The sequence below is a fragment of the Amycolatopsis thailandensis genome, assembly GCF_042723255.1.
GTDB lineage: Bacteria > Actinomycetota > Actinomycetes > Mycobacteriales > Pseudonocardiaceae > Amycolatopsis > Amycolatopsis thailandensis.
Genome location: NZ_JBHXJK010000043.1, coordinates 1199 through 17209 on the forward strand (window position 1 = coordinate 1199; position 16011 = coordinate 17209).

General features: G+C 68.4%; 16 protein-coding genes. 7 read left to right on the forward strand and 9 right to left on the reverse strand.

The window, feature by feature from the left end:
* Nucleotides 1-144: 144 nt before the first annotated feature.
* The 3 genes from ACFWMR_RS18820 to ddaH form a co-directional block, all read right to left on the reverse strand.
* Entirely contained in the window at nt 145-810 is a 666-nt protein-coding gene (locus ACFWMR_RS18820; RefSeq protein ID WP_378379265.1) for a glycoside hydrolase family 75 protein, read from the reverse strand.
* Between the two features lie 117 nt (nt 811-927).
* Complete coding sequence (locus tag ACFWMR_RS18825; RefSeq protein WP_378379266.1) at nt 928-1584, reverse strand: polysaccharide deacetylase family protein; 657 nt, start codon at nt 1582-1584, stop codon at nt 928-930.
* Between the two features lie 91 nt (nt 1585-1675).
* Entirely contained in the window at nt 1676-2521 is an 846-nt protein-coding gene (gene ddaH / locus ACFWMR_RS18830) for a dimethylargininase (protein WP_378379267.1), read from the reverse strand.
* 74 nt (nt 2522-2595) lie between these two features.
* Between ddaH and ACFWMR_RS18835 the strand changes: the two genes are divergently transcribed.
* The 4 genes from ACFWMR_RS18835 to ACFWMR_RS18850 all read left to right on the forward strand — a co-directional run bounded on the left by ACFWMR_RS18835 (nt 2596) and on the right by ACFWMR_RS18850 (nt 7067).
* Nucleotides 2596-3042 (forward strand): Lrp/AsnC family transcriptional regulator, encoded by a 447-nt coding sequence (locus ACFWMR_RS18835; RefSeq protein WP_005151923.1) that lies wholly within the window; start codon nt 2596-2598, stop codon nt 3040-3042.
* A 13-nt stretch (nt 3043-3055) separates the two neighbouring features.
* On the forward strand, nt 3056-3808 hold the full coding sequence (locus ACFWMR_RS18840; protein ID WP_378379268.1) for an enoyl-CoA hydratase: 753 nt from the start codon (nt 3056-3058) through the stop codon (nt 3806-3808).
* Nucleotides 3809-4098: 290 nt separating this feature from the next.
* The gene (locus ACFWMR_RS18845) at nt 4099-6006 is read left to right on the forward strand and encodes a 2-oxoacid:acceptor oxidoreductase subunit alpha (RefSeq protein WP_093938060.1); all 1908 of its coding nucleotides are present in this window, start codon (nt 4099-4101) and stop codon (nt 6004-6006) included.
* Nucleotides 6003-7067 carry a 2-oxoacid:ferredoxin oxidoreductase subunit beta gene (locus ACFWMR_RS18850; RefSeq protein ID WP_378379269.1) on the forward strand — a complete coding sequence of 355 codons (1065 nt, stop codon included), beginning with the start codon at nt 6003-6005 and terminating at the stop codon, nt 7065-7067. The genes ACFWMR_RS18845 and ACFWMR_RS18850 overlap by 4 nt, the downstream gene beginning before the upstream one ends.
* A 205-nt stretch (nt 7068-7272) precedes the next feature.
* Here the strand turns inward: ACFWMR_RS18850 and ACFWMR_RS18855 are convergent, their stop codons facing one another.
* Both ACFWMR_RS18855 and ACFWMR_RS18860 read right to left on the reverse strand, forming a co-directional pair.
* Nucleotides 7273-8706 (reverse strand): sunset domain-containing protein, encoded by a 1434-nt coding sequence (locus tag ACFWMR_RS18855; protein ID WP_378379270.1) that lies wholly within the window; start codon nt 8704-8706, stop codon nt 7273-7275.
* A gap of 15 nt (nt 8707-8721) precedes the next feature.
* Complete coding sequence (locus ACFWMR_RS18860) at nt 8722-9747, reverse strand: polyprenyl synthetase family protein (RefSeq protein WP_005151913.1); 1026 nt, start codon at nt 9745-9747, stop codon at nt 8722-8724.
* A gap of 159 nt (nt 9748-9906) precedes the next feature.
* Between ACFWMR_RS18860 and ACFWMR_RS18865 the strand changes: the two genes are divergently transcribed.
* Entirely contained in the window at nt 9907-10860 is a 954-nt protein-coding gene (locus ACFWMR_RS18865; RefSeq protein ID WP_378379272.1) for a neutral zinc metallopeptidase, read from the forward strand.
* 10 nt (nt 10861-10870) lie between these two features.
* Here the strand turns inward: ACFWMR_RS18865 and ACFWMR_RS18870 are convergent, their stop codons facing one another.
* Nucleotides 10871-11176 (reverse strand): DUF6204 family protein, encoded by a 306-nt coding sequence (locus tag ACFWMR_RS18870; protein ID WP_093938064.1) that lies wholly within the window; start codon nt 11174-11176, stop codon nt 10871-10873.
* 179 nt (nt 11177-11355) lie between these two features.
* On the opposite strand from ACFWMR_RS18870, the gene ACFWMR_RS18875 reads away from it, so the two are divergent.
* Together ACFWMR_RS18875 and ACFWMR_RS18880 are read left to right on the forward strand one after the other, a co-directional pair.
* The gene (locus ACFWMR_RS18875) at nt 11356-12015 is read left to right on the forward strand and encodes a hypothetical protein (RefSeq protein WP_378379273.1); all 660 of its coding nucleotides are present in this window, start codon (nt 11356-11358) and stop codon (nt 12013-12015) included.
* Nucleotides 12016-12126: 111 nt separating this feature from the next.
* On the forward strand, nt 12127-12762 hold the full coding sequence (locus ACFWMR_RS18880) for an SRPBCC family protein (protein ID WP_093938066.1): 636 nt from the start codon (nt 12127-12129) through the stop codon (nt 12760-12762).
* Here the strand turns inward: ACFWMR_RS18880 and ACFWMR_RS18885 are convergent.
* Genes ACFWMR_RS18885 through ACFWMR_RS18895 form a run of 3 tightly spaced genes read right to left on the reverse strand, consistent with a single transcriptional unit; the run spans nt 12738 to nt 15768 of the window.
* Nucleotides 12738-13478, reverse strand: a complete 741-nt coding sequence (locus ACFWMR_RS18885) for an HNH endonuclease (protein WP_378274330.1) — start codon at nt 13476-13478, stop codon at nt 12738-12740. The two genes, ACFWMR_RS18880 and ACFWMR_RS18885, sit on opposite strands and share 25 nt — an antisense overlap.
* Entirely contained in the window at nt 13475-14662 is a 1188-nt protein-coding gene (locus ACFWMR_RS18890) for an AAA family ATPase (RefSeq protein WP_378379274.1), read from the reverse strand. The genes ACFWMR_RS18885 and ACFWMR_RS18890 overlap by 4 nt, the downstream gene beginning before the upstream one ends.
* 26 nt (nt 14663-14688) lie before the next feature.
* Nucleotides 14689-15768 carry a hypothetical protein gene (locus ACFWMR_RS18895; RefSeq protein WP_378379275.1) on the reverse strand — a complete coding sequence of 360 codons (1080 nt, stop codon included), beginning with the start codon at nt 15766-15768 and terminating at the stop codon, nt 14689-14691.
* Nucleotides 15769-16011 lie beyond the last annotated feature (243 nt).

The window sequence follows — 16011 nt, forward strand, 5'->3', positions numbered from 1 at the left end:
CGGCGGCGCGGGGGGCCCGGGGGGGGGGGGGGTGGGGGGCGCGGGGGGCGTCCGGCGCGCTCGCGGGGGTGGCCCGGAGTCTCTCCAAACGTCACTTACCACTCACGACCAACCCGACCCACGCCCCACCTTCACCCGGCCCCCTTACCCGACCCACTTCGCGGCCAGACCCTCACCCACCGAGGTCGCCTTCCCGTGGTCCTCGATCGGCGACACCTTCGAGTTCTTGAAGCAGATGTAGGTGACCCCGGAGTCGACGCCGCCGTTCGCCGGGTCCGGGTTGATGCCCAGCGACTTCGCGGTCGCGTAGGACGCCTCGCCGATGATGTCCTTCGGCCCGGTGTCACCGATGACCGTGTAGAGCACCTTGTTGTTGTAGATCACCGCGCACGAGCCGGCGCCCTTGAGCCCGGACTTTTCGAAGTTCCACGTGCTGCTGATGCTCGGCACGACGATGTAGGGCGTCTGGTCGGCGATCAGCGCCTTGCCGTCGGAGCGCGGGTACGCGGTGCCGTCCTGGAACCACGGGTCGGTGTTCTTGTTGCACCGCGGGGTCGGCTGCCCGTCACAGTCGACGTCCATGTCGGCCTTCCAGAACACGGCGTTTCCCGCGTCGCAGAACGCGATGGTCCGGCCGGTTTCGTCGTCGGTCTTGTACTTGCCGTTCGAAATCTGGTTACAACTCGTGGTCTTGGCCAGCAGTTGCTGCGCGGTCGGCCCCGCCTGTGTCGAAGGGGCCGCCGAGGCCGCCGCCGCGGGGGCCAGTCCTGCGGCCACCACCATCGCCGAGAACAGGAGCAACTTCCGCATACCGTGCACCCCTTAGTTAATAAGGCTTCTTTACCGAGGGTGCTCAGGATGCAGCCGGGCACGGGTCGACTCAAGACCCGGCGGGGGGTTGTTTTCCAACCATGCGAAGAAATCCGGTCAAAAGCGGGCAAGCCTGGCGACTCGCGCCATCATCCGTCCCGCTCGGCGGTACAGGCCGTCCCGCTCACCGAGCACGCTGTCGATCCACTCCTGGTCGACGTCGTGCCGGACCTCGGTCCGCGGCCGCAGCCAGCTGTCGCGCGGCACCGCGCCGCCTTCGTTCGTGTACACCCGGGTCGCGCCTGAACGCCGGAGCCTGCTGAGCACGCGCCGGTCGTAGGCGCCGAACGGCGGCGCGAACGCGCTTACGGGTTTCCCGCTCAGGTCGGCGAGCAGCTTCGGCGCGACTTCGAGTTCGCGGCGGGCGTGCCTGCCGTCGAGCCGCCGCCAGTCGCGGTGCTCCCAGCCGTGCGAGCCGATCGACATGCCCGCGTCGCTCAAGCTCCGGAGGTCGTCGGCGTCGACGAAGCCCCGCTGGCCGATCCGGCCCGCCAGCGGGAAGAACTCCGCCGTGAGATCGCGCTCCACCAGTCTGGGGAGCGCGATCTCGACGTCGGAGACGTTGCCGTCGTCGAAGGTGAGCCCGACATCGTCCCGTCCGGCCACCGTGTCGAGCACGCGCTCGAACTGGTCGACCGTCACCCATGTCTCGTTTTCGCCTGGATCGAGCGCGCGCACGGGCCTGCCCACGCCGCCAATCGCCAGGATCACCATCCGCGCCTCATTCGGGACCGACTGTGTTTCCCGATTAATCGAGTTGGCGAATGGAGTAGTTACATGATCCCGCAAGGTGTCCACGAACGGATTACTTGCGGATCTCCAGGGTGCAGCACTTCGGACCGCCGCCGGCCTTCCTGAGCTCGGAAATGTCCACGAAGACGACTTCGTAGCCGCGGTCGGTCAGCCGCGCCGCCAACCCCGTCGCCTCGACCGGCAGGACGACGTTGCGGCCGTCGGACACCCCGTTCAGCCCAAAGCACTCGGCGTCGGCCCGGTCCGCGATTACCGCGTCGGGGAACATCCGCTCCAGCACCTTCCGCGACCCGGCGGAGAAGGCCTCCGGGTAGTAGGCGATCTGCGCGGACGTGGTGTCGGTGGCCTCGGCGAGCACGAACAGCGCGGTGTCGAGGTGGTAGTAGCTCGGGTCGATCAGCCGCAGCGAGACGACCGGGACACCGAGGACCTCCTGAGCCTCGGCGTGCGCGGCCGGGTCGGTCCGGAAACCGGTGCCGGCGAGCAGGATCTTGCCGGTCCAGGCGAAGTCGCCTTCGGCCTCGTTGATCTTCTCGGGCATGGTGATGTCGCGGTAGCCGTGCTCGACGAACCAGCGGCGGAAGTGCTCGGCCTCGGCGGTGCGCTGCGGGGCGCGGAACCGCGAGCCGAGGACGCGGCCGTCGACGACGGTGCCGGAGTTCGCCGCGAACACCATGTCGGGCAGGCCGGGCTGGGCGTCGATCTCCTCGACCGTGTGGCCGAGGCGTCGGTAGGTGTCTCGGAGTTCGGTCCATTGCGCCATGGCGGTCTCGACGCTGACCGGGACCGAGGGGTCCATCCACGGGTTGATGACGTAGTCCACCGCGAAGTACCGCGGCGGGCACATGAGGTAGCGGCGCGTCGTGGGTACACGGGGCTGCTGCTCCAGTTCCGGCATACCCGAAGGGTAAGGCTCACCTAATTCCGCAATCAATCGCTGTTCGCTGCGCACATACCTGCTAAACATTGCGTGTGAACACCATCGACCAGCGAATCGTTTCATGCCTGATGGCCAACGCGAGGTCCAGCTACGCCGACATCGGCAAAGTCGTGGGCCTGTCGGCGCCCGCGGTGAAACGACGGGTCGACAGACTGCTCGAAACCGGGGTCCTGCGCGGGTTCACCGCGGTCGTGGACCCCGAGGCGCTGGGCTGGGGCACCGAGGCGTTCGTCGAGATGACCTGCAACGGCAACATCACCCCGGCCCGGATCCGCGCCCGGCTGGAGCCGTTGCCGGAGGTCGTCGCGGCCTACACGGTGTCCGGCGCGGCCGACGCGATCGTCCACCTGCGCGCGTCGGACATCCATCACCTGGAGACCGCGCTGGAGCGGCTGCGCGGACTGGAGATCGTCGACCGCACGGTCTCCACCGTCGTCCTTTCCCGGTTGCTGGAACGCCCGCCGACGCCGGAAGCGTGACACCCTCGGGCCCGTGACCGATCAGATCCGCTCCAGCCACGACGGCGGCGTCGCCGTGCTCACCATCGACGCCCCCTCGACCCGCAACGCCCTGACCCTCGACCTGTCCGCGCAGCTGGTCGAGGCCGTCGCACGCGCCGAAGCCGACGAAAGTGTCCACGCTTTGGTCATCACCGGCGCTCCGCCGGCCTTTTGCGCGGGCGCCGACCTGGACACCCTCGCCGACGCCCGGGAGGACGGACTCCGCGCGATCTATGCCGGGTTTCTCTCGGTGGCGCACTGTTCCCTGCCGACGATCGCCGCGGTCGGCGGCGCGGCCGTCGGCGCCGGATTGAACCTCGCGCTCGCCGCGGACGTCCGCATCGTGGGAACGAAGGCGAAATTCGTGGCCAGATTTCTCGATCTCGGCATCCATCCCGGCGGCGGGATGACGTGGATGATCCAGCGGCTCGTCGGACCGCAGAAGGCCGCGGCGATGACACTCTTCGGCGAGATCGTCGACGCCGAAGCCGCTGTCGAATGCGGACTCGCGCTCCGGCTCGTCGAGGGGGACCTGATCGAGGCCGCCCGTGAACTGGCGAAACCGGCCGTCGAGGCGCCGCGCGACGTCCTCCTGGCCACCAAACGCACGCTTCGGCACACCGCTTCACTGACCGACCATTCGGCCGCCGTCGACGCCGAGATCGAGCCGCAGATCGCGTCGCTCACCGCGCCCGCGTTCGCCGAACGGCTCACCAGGCTGCGAGCGGCCATTACCGGCCGATGACCGTTCCTCGACCGGACTTCACTACGCTGGAAGGAGATACGCCTCACAATCGGGGCGCGTCCTTGACCGTTACCATCGGTAACACTTAAACCGGAAAATCCCCGCTCAGCGCCGAGCTCAGGACACTCCAGAAGTAGGTCCAGACCGTTTTTACGGCAACCTGGGAAGTGTGCCGAGGACTAACCTCGGAACATGGCACCTGTGACCTGGCCGACACCGCCGGGCGAGGCACGCCGATCTCCGGCACGGCCGGGGACGAGGTACGTCGGGAGAGAGGGAATCCCTGTCCTATGAGCACGAGTGCGAACGGCAACGGCTCCTTGTCGGCCGTCAGGCCCACCGAGGTCGCCAAGCTGGACCGGGTGGTCATCCGGTTCGCCGGTGACTCCGGTGACGGCATGCAGCTGACGGGCGACAGGTTCACTTCGGAAGCGGCCGCCTTCGGCAACGACCTGTCCACCATGCCGAACTTTCCCGCGGAAATCCGCGCGCCGCAGGGCACCATCCCGGGCGTCTCGAGCTTCCAGGTGCACTTCGCCGACTACGACATCCTGACGCCGGGCGACCGGCCGGACGTCCTGGTCGCGATGAACCCCGCCGCCCTGAAGGCCAACCTCGCGGATGTCCCGTCAGGCGGGACGATCATCCTCAACACCGACGAGTTCTCGAAGCGGAACCTGGTCAAGGTCGGTTTCGAGAACGACCCGCTCGACGACGACACCCTTTCGGCCTATCAAGTCCACCGGGTCGCCATGTCGACGTTGACCAGAGGCGCGCTCGAAGAGACCGGACTGTCCAAAAAGGACGCCGAACGCGCGAAGAACATGTTCGCGCTCGGGCTGCTCTCCTGGATGTACCACCGGCCGACCGAGGGCACGGAGCGGTTCCTGCGCGAGAAGTTCGCGAAGAAGGCCGACATCGCCGAGGCCAACATCCTGGCCTTCCGGGCAGGCTGGAACTACGGCGAGACGACGGAGTCGTTCGCGACGACGTACGAGGTCGCGCCCGCGAAGCTGAACCAGGGCACGTACCGCCAGATCACCGGGAACACCGCGCTGGCGTACGGGCTGGTCGCCGCCGGGCAGCAGTCCGGGCTGCAGATCCTGCTGGGCACGTACCCGATCACCCCGGCGTCGGACATCCTCCACGAGCTGTCCAAGCACAAGAACTACGGCATCCTGACCTTCCAGGCCGAGGACGAGATCGCCGGCATCGGCGCGGCGCTCGGCGCCTCCTACGGCGGTGCGCTGGGCGTCACCTCGACGTCCGGGCCCGGTGTCGCGCTGAAGTCCGAGGCCATCGGCCTCGCGGTGATGACCGAGCTGCCACTGGTCGTCGTCGACGTCCAGCGCGGCGGCCCGTCCACCGGGCTGCCGACCAAGACCGAGCAGGCCGACCTGTTGCAGGCCATGTTCGGCCGCAACGGTGAATCCCCGGTGCCGATCGTCGCGCCGCTGTCCCCCGCGGACTGCTTCGACGCGGCGCTGGAGGCCACCCGGATCGCGCTGAAGTACCGCACCCCCGTGTTCCTGCTGTCGGACGGCGCGATCGCGAACGGCTCGGAGCCGTGGCTGGTCCCGGACGTCGAGCAGCTTCCGGACCTGCGGGTGGAATTCGCCACCGAGCCGAATGCCGAGGACGGATCCGGGGAATTCTGGCCCTATGTCCGCGACCCCGAGACCCTCGCCCGAGCCTGGGCGGTGCCAGGCGCGGCCGGGCTCCAGCACCGCATCGGCGGCCTGGAGAAGGCCGACAAGACCGGCCACATCTCCTACGACCCCGACAACCACGAGAAGATGGTCCGCCTGCGGCAGGCCAAGATCGACGGCATCGACGTCGGAGATCTCGTCGTCGACGACCCGAGCGGCGGCAAGGCCCGGGTGCTGGCGCTCGGCTGGGGCTCCTCCTACGGGCCGATCGGCGCCGCGTGCCGCCGGGTCCGCAAGGAGGGCATGCCGATCGCGCAGGCGCATCTGCGGCATCTCAACCCGTTCCCGGGCAACCTCGGTGACGTACTCCGTTCGTACGACACCGTCGTCGTCCCTGAAATGAACCTCGGCCAGCTGTCGATGCTCCTGAGGGCCAAGTACCTCGTCGACGTGAAGTCGTACACGAAGGTCGCCGGGCTGCCCTTCAAGGCGGAGGAGCTGCAAGGCGTGTTCACGGAGATCATCACCAGTACGGAGGCGGCGAAGTGACCGCGATTGACCTGGGGCTTCCCACACTCGGCGGCCTGGACCTGGTCCCGGCCGAAACCGAACCGCAGAAGGCGAAGGACTACAAGTCGGACCAGGAGGTCCGCTGGTGTCCCGGCTGCGGGGACTACGTCGTGCTCAACGCCGTGCAGTCGTTCCTGCCGACGCTCGGCCTCAAGCGCGAGAACATCGTGTTCATCTCGGGCATCGGGTGCTCGTCCCGGTTCCCGTACTACCTGAACACCTACGGCATGCACTCGATCCACGGCCGCGCGCCGTCGATCGCGACCGGGCTCGCGACAGCGAGGCCGGACCTGTCGGTGTGGGTCGTCACCGGTGACGGCGACGCGCTGTCCATCGGCGGCAACCACCTGATCCACGCGTTGCGGCGCAACGTGAACATCAAGATCCTGCTGTTCAACAACCGGATCTACGGCCTCACCAAGGGCCAGTACTCGCCGACGTCCGGGCCGGGCATGGTCACGAAGTCCACCCCGATGGGCTCGGTCGACACCCCGTTCAACCCGCTTTCGCTGGCCATCGGCGCCGAGGCGTCGTTCGTCGGCCGCGCGCTCGACTCGGACCGCAAGGGCCTGACCGAGGTGCTGGAGGCCGCCGCGAAGCACCGCGGGTCGGCGCTGGTGGAGATCTACCAGAACTGCCCGATCTTCAACGACGGCGCGTTCGACGTCCTCAAGGACAAGGACGAGGCCGCCACCCGGCTCATCCCGCTGAAGTCCGGCGAGCCGATCAAGTTCGGGCCGCAGGGCGAGTACGGCGTCACGCGAAGCGGGTGGGCCGGGCTGGAGGTCGGGAAGGTCGCGAACATCGGCGAGGAGAACCTCGTCGTGCACGACCCGGCGATCGAGGACACCTCGTACGCCTTCGCGCTTTCGCGGATCGGTGACCAGAACCTGAACCACGTGCCGACCGGCATCCTGCGCCAAGTCGAGCGGCCCACCTACGACGACCAGGCGCGTGCCCAGGTCGAGGAGGCCCGCGCGACCCGCAAGCCGGACCTACAGGGCCTGCTTCGCGGCAAGGACACCTGGACTGTGGTGTAGGTCGCGCGCTGACGGAAACACGCCGAAGGGGCGTCCGTTCCGCGTTCACCTGACGGTGAGCGTGGAGGGCGCCCCTTCATCGTGTTTCCGTGGGCCTCCGGCCCAAAAGAGGGCGCGCGACGTGAAGTCTCCGTCGGGCGCAGGGCGCCCTTGGGGAGACCTTGCGGGCACTACCCCGCGGTCACTTTGGCAGGTCAGCGCGCGCTCAAGCCAGGGGCCTGAAGCCCACGCGCTCCGCGTCGGCGGCGGAGCGGAACCAGACCTCCGCGACCATCTTCGGGAACTGGGGCGACTCCTCGGTGCAGTACCGCAGAGCCGTCACGCTGGCCTTGACCGCGAAGTCGTCGGCGGGACGGCCACCACCCGGTCGCGGCATCGCCGAACCGGGACCGAACGGGCCGGGCGGGACGGACTCCGAGACAGGAGCGGCGGCCTGGCGCGCGGGCGGCGGCTCCGGCGCCGGCATCGCGTCACCCGGCTGGACGGCCGGCTCGAACAGCGAACCGCTCTGCCCACCGGACAGCTCCGGCTCGCGACGTTCGATCGCCCGCATCGACGGCTGGATCGGCTGCGGCGGCTCGAAACCGCCGCGCACCGCCCCCCGCGGTGTGCGCTTGGGCAGCACCTGGGTGGCTTCGGCGGGGGTCTCGGGCTCCGATTCGAGGAGACCGGCCTTCGCCTCTTCGTCGGAACCGAAGGCGTACGCGGGCGGGTCGTCGTGCAGCGCTTCTTCCCGCTCGAACCAGCTGGTCTCGACCGGCGCCTGCTCCGTTTCGACGCGCGAAGCGGGGCTGAACAGCGACACCGGCTCCGGCTGCGTCTCGGCGCCTTCCGGGTCCAACTGGATCTCCAGGCGGGACCGGTACGGGCCCTCGCCTGGCAAGACCGGCTGAGGCTCCGGCAGCGGCTCGGGCGGGAGCAGGGGTTCGGGTTCCGCTTCGACGTCCAGCTTCGACGCGGGCTGGAGGTACTCGGTCGCCGCGGCGGCGTACGGGTTCTCCGGCTGAGGCTCGGGCTCGGGTTCCGGCTCCAGCTGGGCCGCCGGGATGAACTGTGTCCGCTCGGCCGCGGTTTCCGGGTCGGAGTCGGGCTCCAGGTCCGACTGAGGCGCGGTGCGGTACTCGGCCTCGTACTCGGCCTCGTACTCGTCTTCGGGCTCGAAGGTCTGCGGCTCGACCGGCTCCAAAGGCTCCTGGGCCTGCACCGGCTCCGCGGGCTCGAAGATCTGCGTCGCGGTGGGTTCGGGCGCGGTCTCCTCGACGAAGTCCTCACGCACATCCCGAACAGGCTCCGGAGCCTGTTCCTCGACGGGTTCAGTCCACTGCGACGGCGCGGGCTCCTGCTCGGTGAGCGTCTCGGGGTACGCGGGCCGCGGCTCCTCGGCGGCCGCGAACTCCTCGTCCAGCTCGTCGTGCGACGGCTTGGTGAGGTACGCGGTCCCGCCCGCGACGGCCGCGGCCCCCGCGCCGAGGCTCACCCCGGCGGGCAGCCTGGACTTCTCGGCGTGCGCGGTGGCCAGCGAACTTTCCAGCTCACGGACGCGCTTGCGCGCCGGGATCACCAGCACCAGCCAGGTGAGCAGCGCGCCGACGACGAACGCCAGCAGACTCCACAGCCAAACCTGTCCGAAAATGGACATCCAACCCGCCCTTTGTCAATGCGTTCGCGCGACCAGGTAGTCGGCGACCGATTCGCAGGCGTCCCGGGCGGGCGACGCGGGCAGCGCCGCGAGCTCGGCACGCGCCCGACGAGCGTAGTCGGAAAGAGTTTCGCGTGCGCGTTCGAGTCCGGACGAGGCGCGCAGCAGGTCCAGGGCCTCGGCGACGAGCTTGTCGTCGGAGATCGGCCCCGACAGCAGCTCGACCAGGCGCGGGTCGGTGGCCGGGTCGGCCAGCGCGTACAGCATCGGAAGAGTGCGGACGCCCTCGCGCAGGTCCGTGCCCTGGGCCTTGCCGAGTTCGTCGGAGGCGGACGCGATGTCGATGACGTCGTCGGAGATCTGGAACGCCGTCCCGATGATGTCGCCGAAGCGGCGGAGCGCGTCGATGTAGTCGTCGGGCGCGCCGGACATCATCCCGCCGAACCGGCCGGAGGTGGCGATCAGCGAACCGGTCTTCTGCGCGATGACCGTGAGGTAGTGCTCGACGGCGTCGTCGCCTTCGCCAGGGCCGACCGTCTCGCGCATCTGGCCGGTGACCAGCTCGCCGAAGGTCTCGGCGATGATCCGGGCCGCGTCGGTGCCGAGGTCGGCGACCAGCCGCGAGGCGTGCGCGAACAGGAAGTCGCCGGTCAGGATGGCGATGGTGTTGTCCCAGCGGGCGTTGACGCTCTCCGCGCCGCGGCGCATCGTCGCCTCGTCCATCACGTCGTCGTGGTACAGCGTCGCGAGGTGCACCAGCTCGACCGCCGCGGCGGCGGTGACCACCTGGTCGCCCTGCTTCGGCCCGAACTGCGAAGCCAGCAGCGTGAACAGCGGGCGGAAACGTTTGCCCCCCGCCTCGACCAGGTGCGAAGCGGCGTCCTCGACGGCCTTGACGTCACTGCGGACGACGTCGCGGAGGAGCGTCTCGACGTCGGCGAGACCGGTCGCGAGGGTGCGCAAGAGCTGCTCGTCGGCGATCTGGAGCCCGACGGACGCGCGCAGGTCCTCGATGGCACCACCTGGGGCAGGTGAAGACACAGACACGTCGGCTCCGCTCTCTTTGACACCGTTCGGGGTTGCTTCCAGCGTAGTGGCTACCCGCTGAGCCCTGTTGACCTGCTGTCCAGGGGAAACGGTGACGAACATGACACCCCCGCCACGTATCCTGCCCACCTTGGCACGAACTGGGGGAACACCATGGAGAGACCGGACGATTCCGGCGACAGACCGGCGTGGGCGCCTCCCGCCGAAGACTATCGGGAGCAGCGCTCGACGGTGGGGATCACCGTCGTCCTCTTCGCCGTGTTCATGGCGTTGATGCTGGTCGTGGCGGCGCTCGTGGTGGGCGGTTTGAAGCAGTCGAAGGCGGACACCGTCCAGACCCGGCAGCCGACGCTCTCGCCGTCCTCGACGGCTGTGACATCCGTGACGCCGACGACGTCACACGCCGAGGTACCGACCCGCAAGCTCGAGACGGCGGCCAACCCGATCGTCGCCCCGGGCGTGACGATGCCGAAGGTGACCTGCGAGCTGCCCAAGCTCCATCGCGCGCAGGAGAAGCTGGAGGCGTTCCACTCGGCGCTGATCCCCTGCCTGGAGCGGGCGTGGCATCCGATCCTGACCCAGGTCGGCGAGCCGCGGATCCCTGTCGCGGTCAACGTCCACGACGTCAAGAACACCGCCTGCGGCCCTGCGCCACCTCCCGACGAGGCGATGGGCTTCTACTGCTGGGATGGTGCGACGATCTTCCTTCCGCTGCCGAGGCAACTGGAGGACGGCGGTCCCGACCTTCTTTCGCAGCTGTTCCTGCTCGGGCACGAGTACGGGCACCACGTCCAGGAGCAGTCCGGAATCCTCCGCAAGTACCACGCGCTCTACGGCGAAGCGGACGGTGATCAGCCGAAGATCCTCGAACTGAGCAGGCGGTTCGAACTCCAGGCGGACTGCTTCAGCGCGATGTTCCTCGCCAACGCGGCCGGGCGCGGCTCGATCGGCGCCGGGATGGTCACCCAGCTCAGGCAGAGCACGTTCGAGAACAGCGACACCCACGGCTCGTCGAAGAGCGCCTCGCTGTGGCAGAAGCGCGGCCTGGCGGCGAAGGACACCTCCGCGTGCAACACCTTCGTCGCACCGGCGAAGGAGGTCTCCTGACTGTCCGGGCTCAGCGGCGACGGATCTTGATGTCGTCCATGCAGGTCGCCTTCCCCGCGACGTCGCGGTAGGGATAGCCCTTCGCGTCCAGCAGCTCCATGACCTTCAGCTCGGCCTCGTCGAGCACGTCGCGTTCCTCTTCGCCCTGAAGCGTGACGCGGTAGGTGAACGCGCCGAGGTGCGCGCTGTAGGTGAGCAGGCCGTCCTCGGTGAACCCGATCGCCTGATGGTGACTCAGCTCGGCAAGCAGCCGGGCGCGGGTGTCGGCGTCCGGGTGGTCGAACTTGCCGTTGACGAGGACGCGGTAGGTCGGCATGCGCTCGAATATACAGACCTGTATCCGGATACGAATCTGAATATCCAACGGGTGTCCATGATCCACGGTCGAGTGAAACGACCGTCGCGCGCGCAACGGTCGAATCCGACACGCAGATAGTGATCACAAAGGAAGAACGGCCGATCCGGCTCGCTCTCCGTCACGTGAGGAGGAAGCCCATGCGCATCACCATCGCAAGCCGGGCCGGCCTGGTCGGCGCGCTGCTGCTGGCCGGTCTCGGCGCCGGGGTGGCACCGGCCGCCGCCGCGAACCCCGCGGGCGTGGCCTCGCTCGGTTCCGCCGCCTTCACCAAGGGCAGCGCGACGCCGATTTCGATCTCGTCGCTCGCCGACTGCGCGGTCGAGGGACCGACGGCCAACTCGTCCGGGGCCGTGAGCAAGACCGGGATCACGTTCGGTGGTGGCACCTCGACCTGCACGACCACCGTCGTCGACCCCGCGAACGACGTGACCACGACGAAGTCGGAGGCCAAGGGGGAGAACTTCGAGCTGTCGGCGCTGGTTTCGTCGAGCGGCCCGCGGATCAAGATCAGGTCCTATTCGGTCAGCTGCACGGCGACCCAGAACAACACGAACGCGAGCTGGACCTACGGCGGCGCGACCGGGATCGGCACCCTGCCGTCACCGGTGCCGGTCGGTTACGTCAAGCCGATCACCAAGTCCAACGGCACCCTGCTCGCCGAAGCGGTCTTCAACGAGCAGACGCTGCCGGGCGACGGCAGCATCGGGCTGACCATGCTGCGGATCAAGTTCGCCCCGGCCTCGAACATCACCGGCGAAGTGGTCATCGGGCGCACGGCCTGCTCCCCCACTCCGTAAGCCACCCTCCGAAAAGGGGTGTCCGGCGCCGCGCCGGGCACCCCTTTTCTCTTCTGGCTTATATAAGCCTACGCTGATACCTTGGCCACAGCCGAGCCGAGGAGGGCACCGATGGTCGACGTGACCAGTCAGATCAACTCCGTCCAGCGCAAGCTGGGCAAGCGCGTGGTCGAAGCCGGCGAGGCGGTGACGGCGACCGTCAGCCAGGTCTACGACACCGGCATCGACGATCTCTGGAACGCCTGCACCGACCCCGAACGCATCCCGCGCTGGTTCCTGCCGGTCAGCGGCGACCTGCGCGTCGGCGGCAAGTACCAGCTCGAAGGCAACGCGGGCGGGACCATCGAACGCTGTGATCCCCCGAAGAGCTTCGCCGCGACCTGGGAGTACGGCGGTGACGTCAGCTGGATCGAGGTCCGGCTGAGCCCCGAAGCCGACGGGCGCACGCGGTTCGAGCTCGACCACACCGCCGTTCCGAACGAGCATTGGAACCGGTTCGGGCCGGGCGCCGTCGGCATCGGCTGGGACATGATGGTGAACGGGCTCGCGCTGCACCTCGAATCCGGCGAGGCCGCCGACCCCGAGGCGGCCATGGCCTGGATGACCAGCGAAGAGGGCGTGCGGTTCATGACCCTGAGCAACGAGGCCTGGTACGAGGCCGACGTCGCCAACGGAACCGACGCGGACACCGCCCGCACGCGCGCCGACGCCACCTTGGCCGCTTACACCGCGCCGCCGGAGAGCTGAAGGTCTTCGGCGAGTTCGGGGGCGAGAAGCAGGTCGATGAGCTCGTCGTCCGCGCGGAAGACGGCGCGGGCACCGGGCATCCCCGCCTGCCGGAGCATCGCGTGGAGGACGTCGGCGTGCGGCTGGTCGAGCAGCGTCCAGGCCATCGCGCGCCGCTTCGCGTCGTCGCCCAGTTCGCGCGCGGTCCACCAGCCCATGACGAGCGCGCTCACCTGGTTGACCGCCGTTTCCCGCCCACGCGCCAGTTGCGCGCGATTCAGCCCGCACACCTTGATGGTCTGCTCGCCCTTTTCGGTCAACGCGCGGTAGGTCCCGATCGACAGCACCAGGAACAGGTGGTCCAGCGGGTCTTCGGCGGTCGGGTCGATCAGCAGGCTGTCGCCGTCGTCGTCGACCGGGAACAGGTCGCGTTTGTGGTGGCTGTTGCAGTACTCGCAGGCGAGCAGATGGTTGAGCCAGTCGAACGCGCGCCCGGGATTCCGTGCGATCGGCTCGAAATGGTCCACAGTGGACCCGAGGCCGTCGCCGCAGTACATGCAGTAGCCGCGGCCGGCGGCCATGACGTCCAGGCCCGCCCGCAAAGAACGCCGCACGGCACGGGAAACGCGCCAGAGCCGGCGTGCTTCTTTGCTGTCACCGGAAGGGATCCGCGCGGTCAGCTCTTCGAGATCGGCCACCACCCGCCCCGGCAGTGCGATCCGGCGGATCCCGATCACCGATCGTCGGCCTCAAACCGCCTGGCCACTTCGTCCACCCGGCTCGGCGGCGAACTGCTCAGCATGCCCCGGAGGCGTTCCCACTCCCGGACACCGTTCGCGTCCGCCCGGCCGGAGGCCACTTGGAACTCGAGCTCGGCGAGGTGTTCCCGCAGTTCGACGGCCTGCGGCGAATAGGGCGTGTCCAGGCCGAAAAGATCGGAGAGCACGGCGTCGTCCCCGCTGCCGAACACGACCCGCTCGTACAGCTCCTCGGAGACCACGCGCGGCGGGACCTGCTCGGCGGGCCCGGACAGCCGGATGAGCCCGCCGGGGTCGGCGGCCTGGCAGACGTACGGGCTGTGCGTGGTGACGATGAACTGGATCCGCGGGAAATGGGCCTTGAACCACGGCCCCATGCGTTTCTGCCACGACACGTGGAGATGCGCGTCCACCTCGTCGATGATCACGACACCGGGACTCTCGTGATCGAGGCCCGCGCCGTCGAGCTGTTTGAGCAGGTCGACCACGAGCGCGGTCACCGTGCGATAGCCGTCGCTCATCTCGCGCAACGGGAACCTGTCGCCGCGATACTCGACCCAGAGCCCGTCCGAATCGACGTCCCGGATCCGGTAGCCACCGGGCAGAAGGCCGTCGCCGAGGATCTCCAGCGCCGTGTCCTTCAGTTCACGAGCACCCGCTTTTCCTTCCAGGGCACGGAGATGCTGATTGATCAGCCAGGTGACGCCCTCGGCGAGCGAGGCGTCTTCGTGGAACAGGCTGGCCATCCGCGCGAGCGATCCCGCGCCGCGCATCCACGACTCGGCCTCGCCGCTGCCGCCCGCCAGCCGCCGGAAAGGCCCGTACGCCGCGCAGAACGGCTGGCCCGGCGGCAGTCCGGAGATCGGCAGCAGACCGGAGTCGAGCCAGCGGACCTCGACCGGTGCCGGCCCCTCCTCGCGCATCACCGACAGCTCGATCGACCCCGACGTCTGGTCCATCGAGATCCAGCTGCCGGCGTCCGACAGCAGGCCCCAGGCCACGTCCGGCGCCGCCGCGACCGCGATGGCACGCAGGAGCGACGTCTTGCCCGAGCCGTTGCGCCCGGCGAGCACCACCCAGCCGGGGCCGGGCAGCCGGAGGTCGACCGCGCGAGCGCCGCTGAAGCCGCGGATGTTCTCCAGCCGGACCCGCTCGATGTACATGGGGGAAGCTTACGACGGCGCGGACGTCACCTCGCCATCCGAAAGTGGGTCGCCATCACGAGTTCCATCACAGCGTGTGCCCTGGCGACGTCCACCGCCGAGACGGTCTTGGAGCGATCCCAGTCGTCGATCCCGCGCTCCTGCTGGGGTGCGATCTTCAGCCTGACATGGCCAGGTGAGTCAAGGTTGCCGAGCGGCGAGACGTAGAGGGAGAACTCACGGTCGTCCGTCGAACGGAACGTGACGCCGGGGTTTCCGCTGAACGAGGTCTGATGGTGGTCCTTGTAGGTCTTGTTCGGATCCGCGAGCCACTCCCCCGGCGCGCCGCCGTTCGCGGTGGCCCCGGCCTCGATCTGCAGCCGATGCCGCCGTTCGACGAAGTAGCAGGAGCCCGGCGTGGCGATCGGCTCGAACTCGGGTCCGAAAGTCTTCTTGACCGCGTCACGGAAGACCGCGCATTCGACGTTCGGATCGGCGGCACCGGCGGCGAGGATCAGCTCGGCACCCGCGGGCACTTGGGCCTCGACCGCCGGATCGCAGTTCTCGCCTTTGGTGGTGGAGACCCAGTTCGCGCACGCGCCGACCCTCCCGTTGTCTTGGCCGTCCGGCGGGTACACGAGGTCGCGGGGAAGTTTCGCGGCTCCGACGGTGGCGAAGTCGCGGAGGAGTTCGCAATCCTTGCTCCGGCTCATCCCGAGTTCGAACTTGACCGCGCGCTGGAAACTGACCGGTACCGTGATCGCGCAGCCGCTGACGCCGCCGTCACGACGAGTTTCGACCTGATAAGCCTTCACTCCGGCGAGGTCGACGACGGTCCCGTCGTTCCGGAGCCACGCGTGGCTTGGATCCACGTCGTGGACGTAGACGAGATCTTCGTAACCGTCTCGGTAGAGCGTGCACCACTTCTTGCCGTCCTTGACCTCGGGCTCGCGTGTGACAGGCCGGTTGTCGCCGCCTTTCCGGCGGTCATAAGCGGCCTGATCGATCAGCCGACAGAAATCGAATGCGGCCAGCGCCGCGTCGACGACTTGTTCGTCACGGTCGGCGGGACGCTGTTGTTTCGGATGCCATTTCGGAAACTGCGGTCGCGGTGGGGGCGTATCCACGGAATCCGCACATGCCGCCAACAGGCTGGCGATCACTGCGCCGAGAATCACTCTTCGGAACTTCATTACGCAGAGTATGCGAATCTCAGGTGTGAGCTACCAGGTAGAACACCGATTCCCTGGACGAGTTCACCTGAATGGTTTTCACGGATAGTCACCAGAGTTCTTGACTCTATTCAAGGAGGAACGGGGCTTTATGCAGACGGGTTCGCCACCCGGGGAACCCTGGTAATCTTCCCGGCG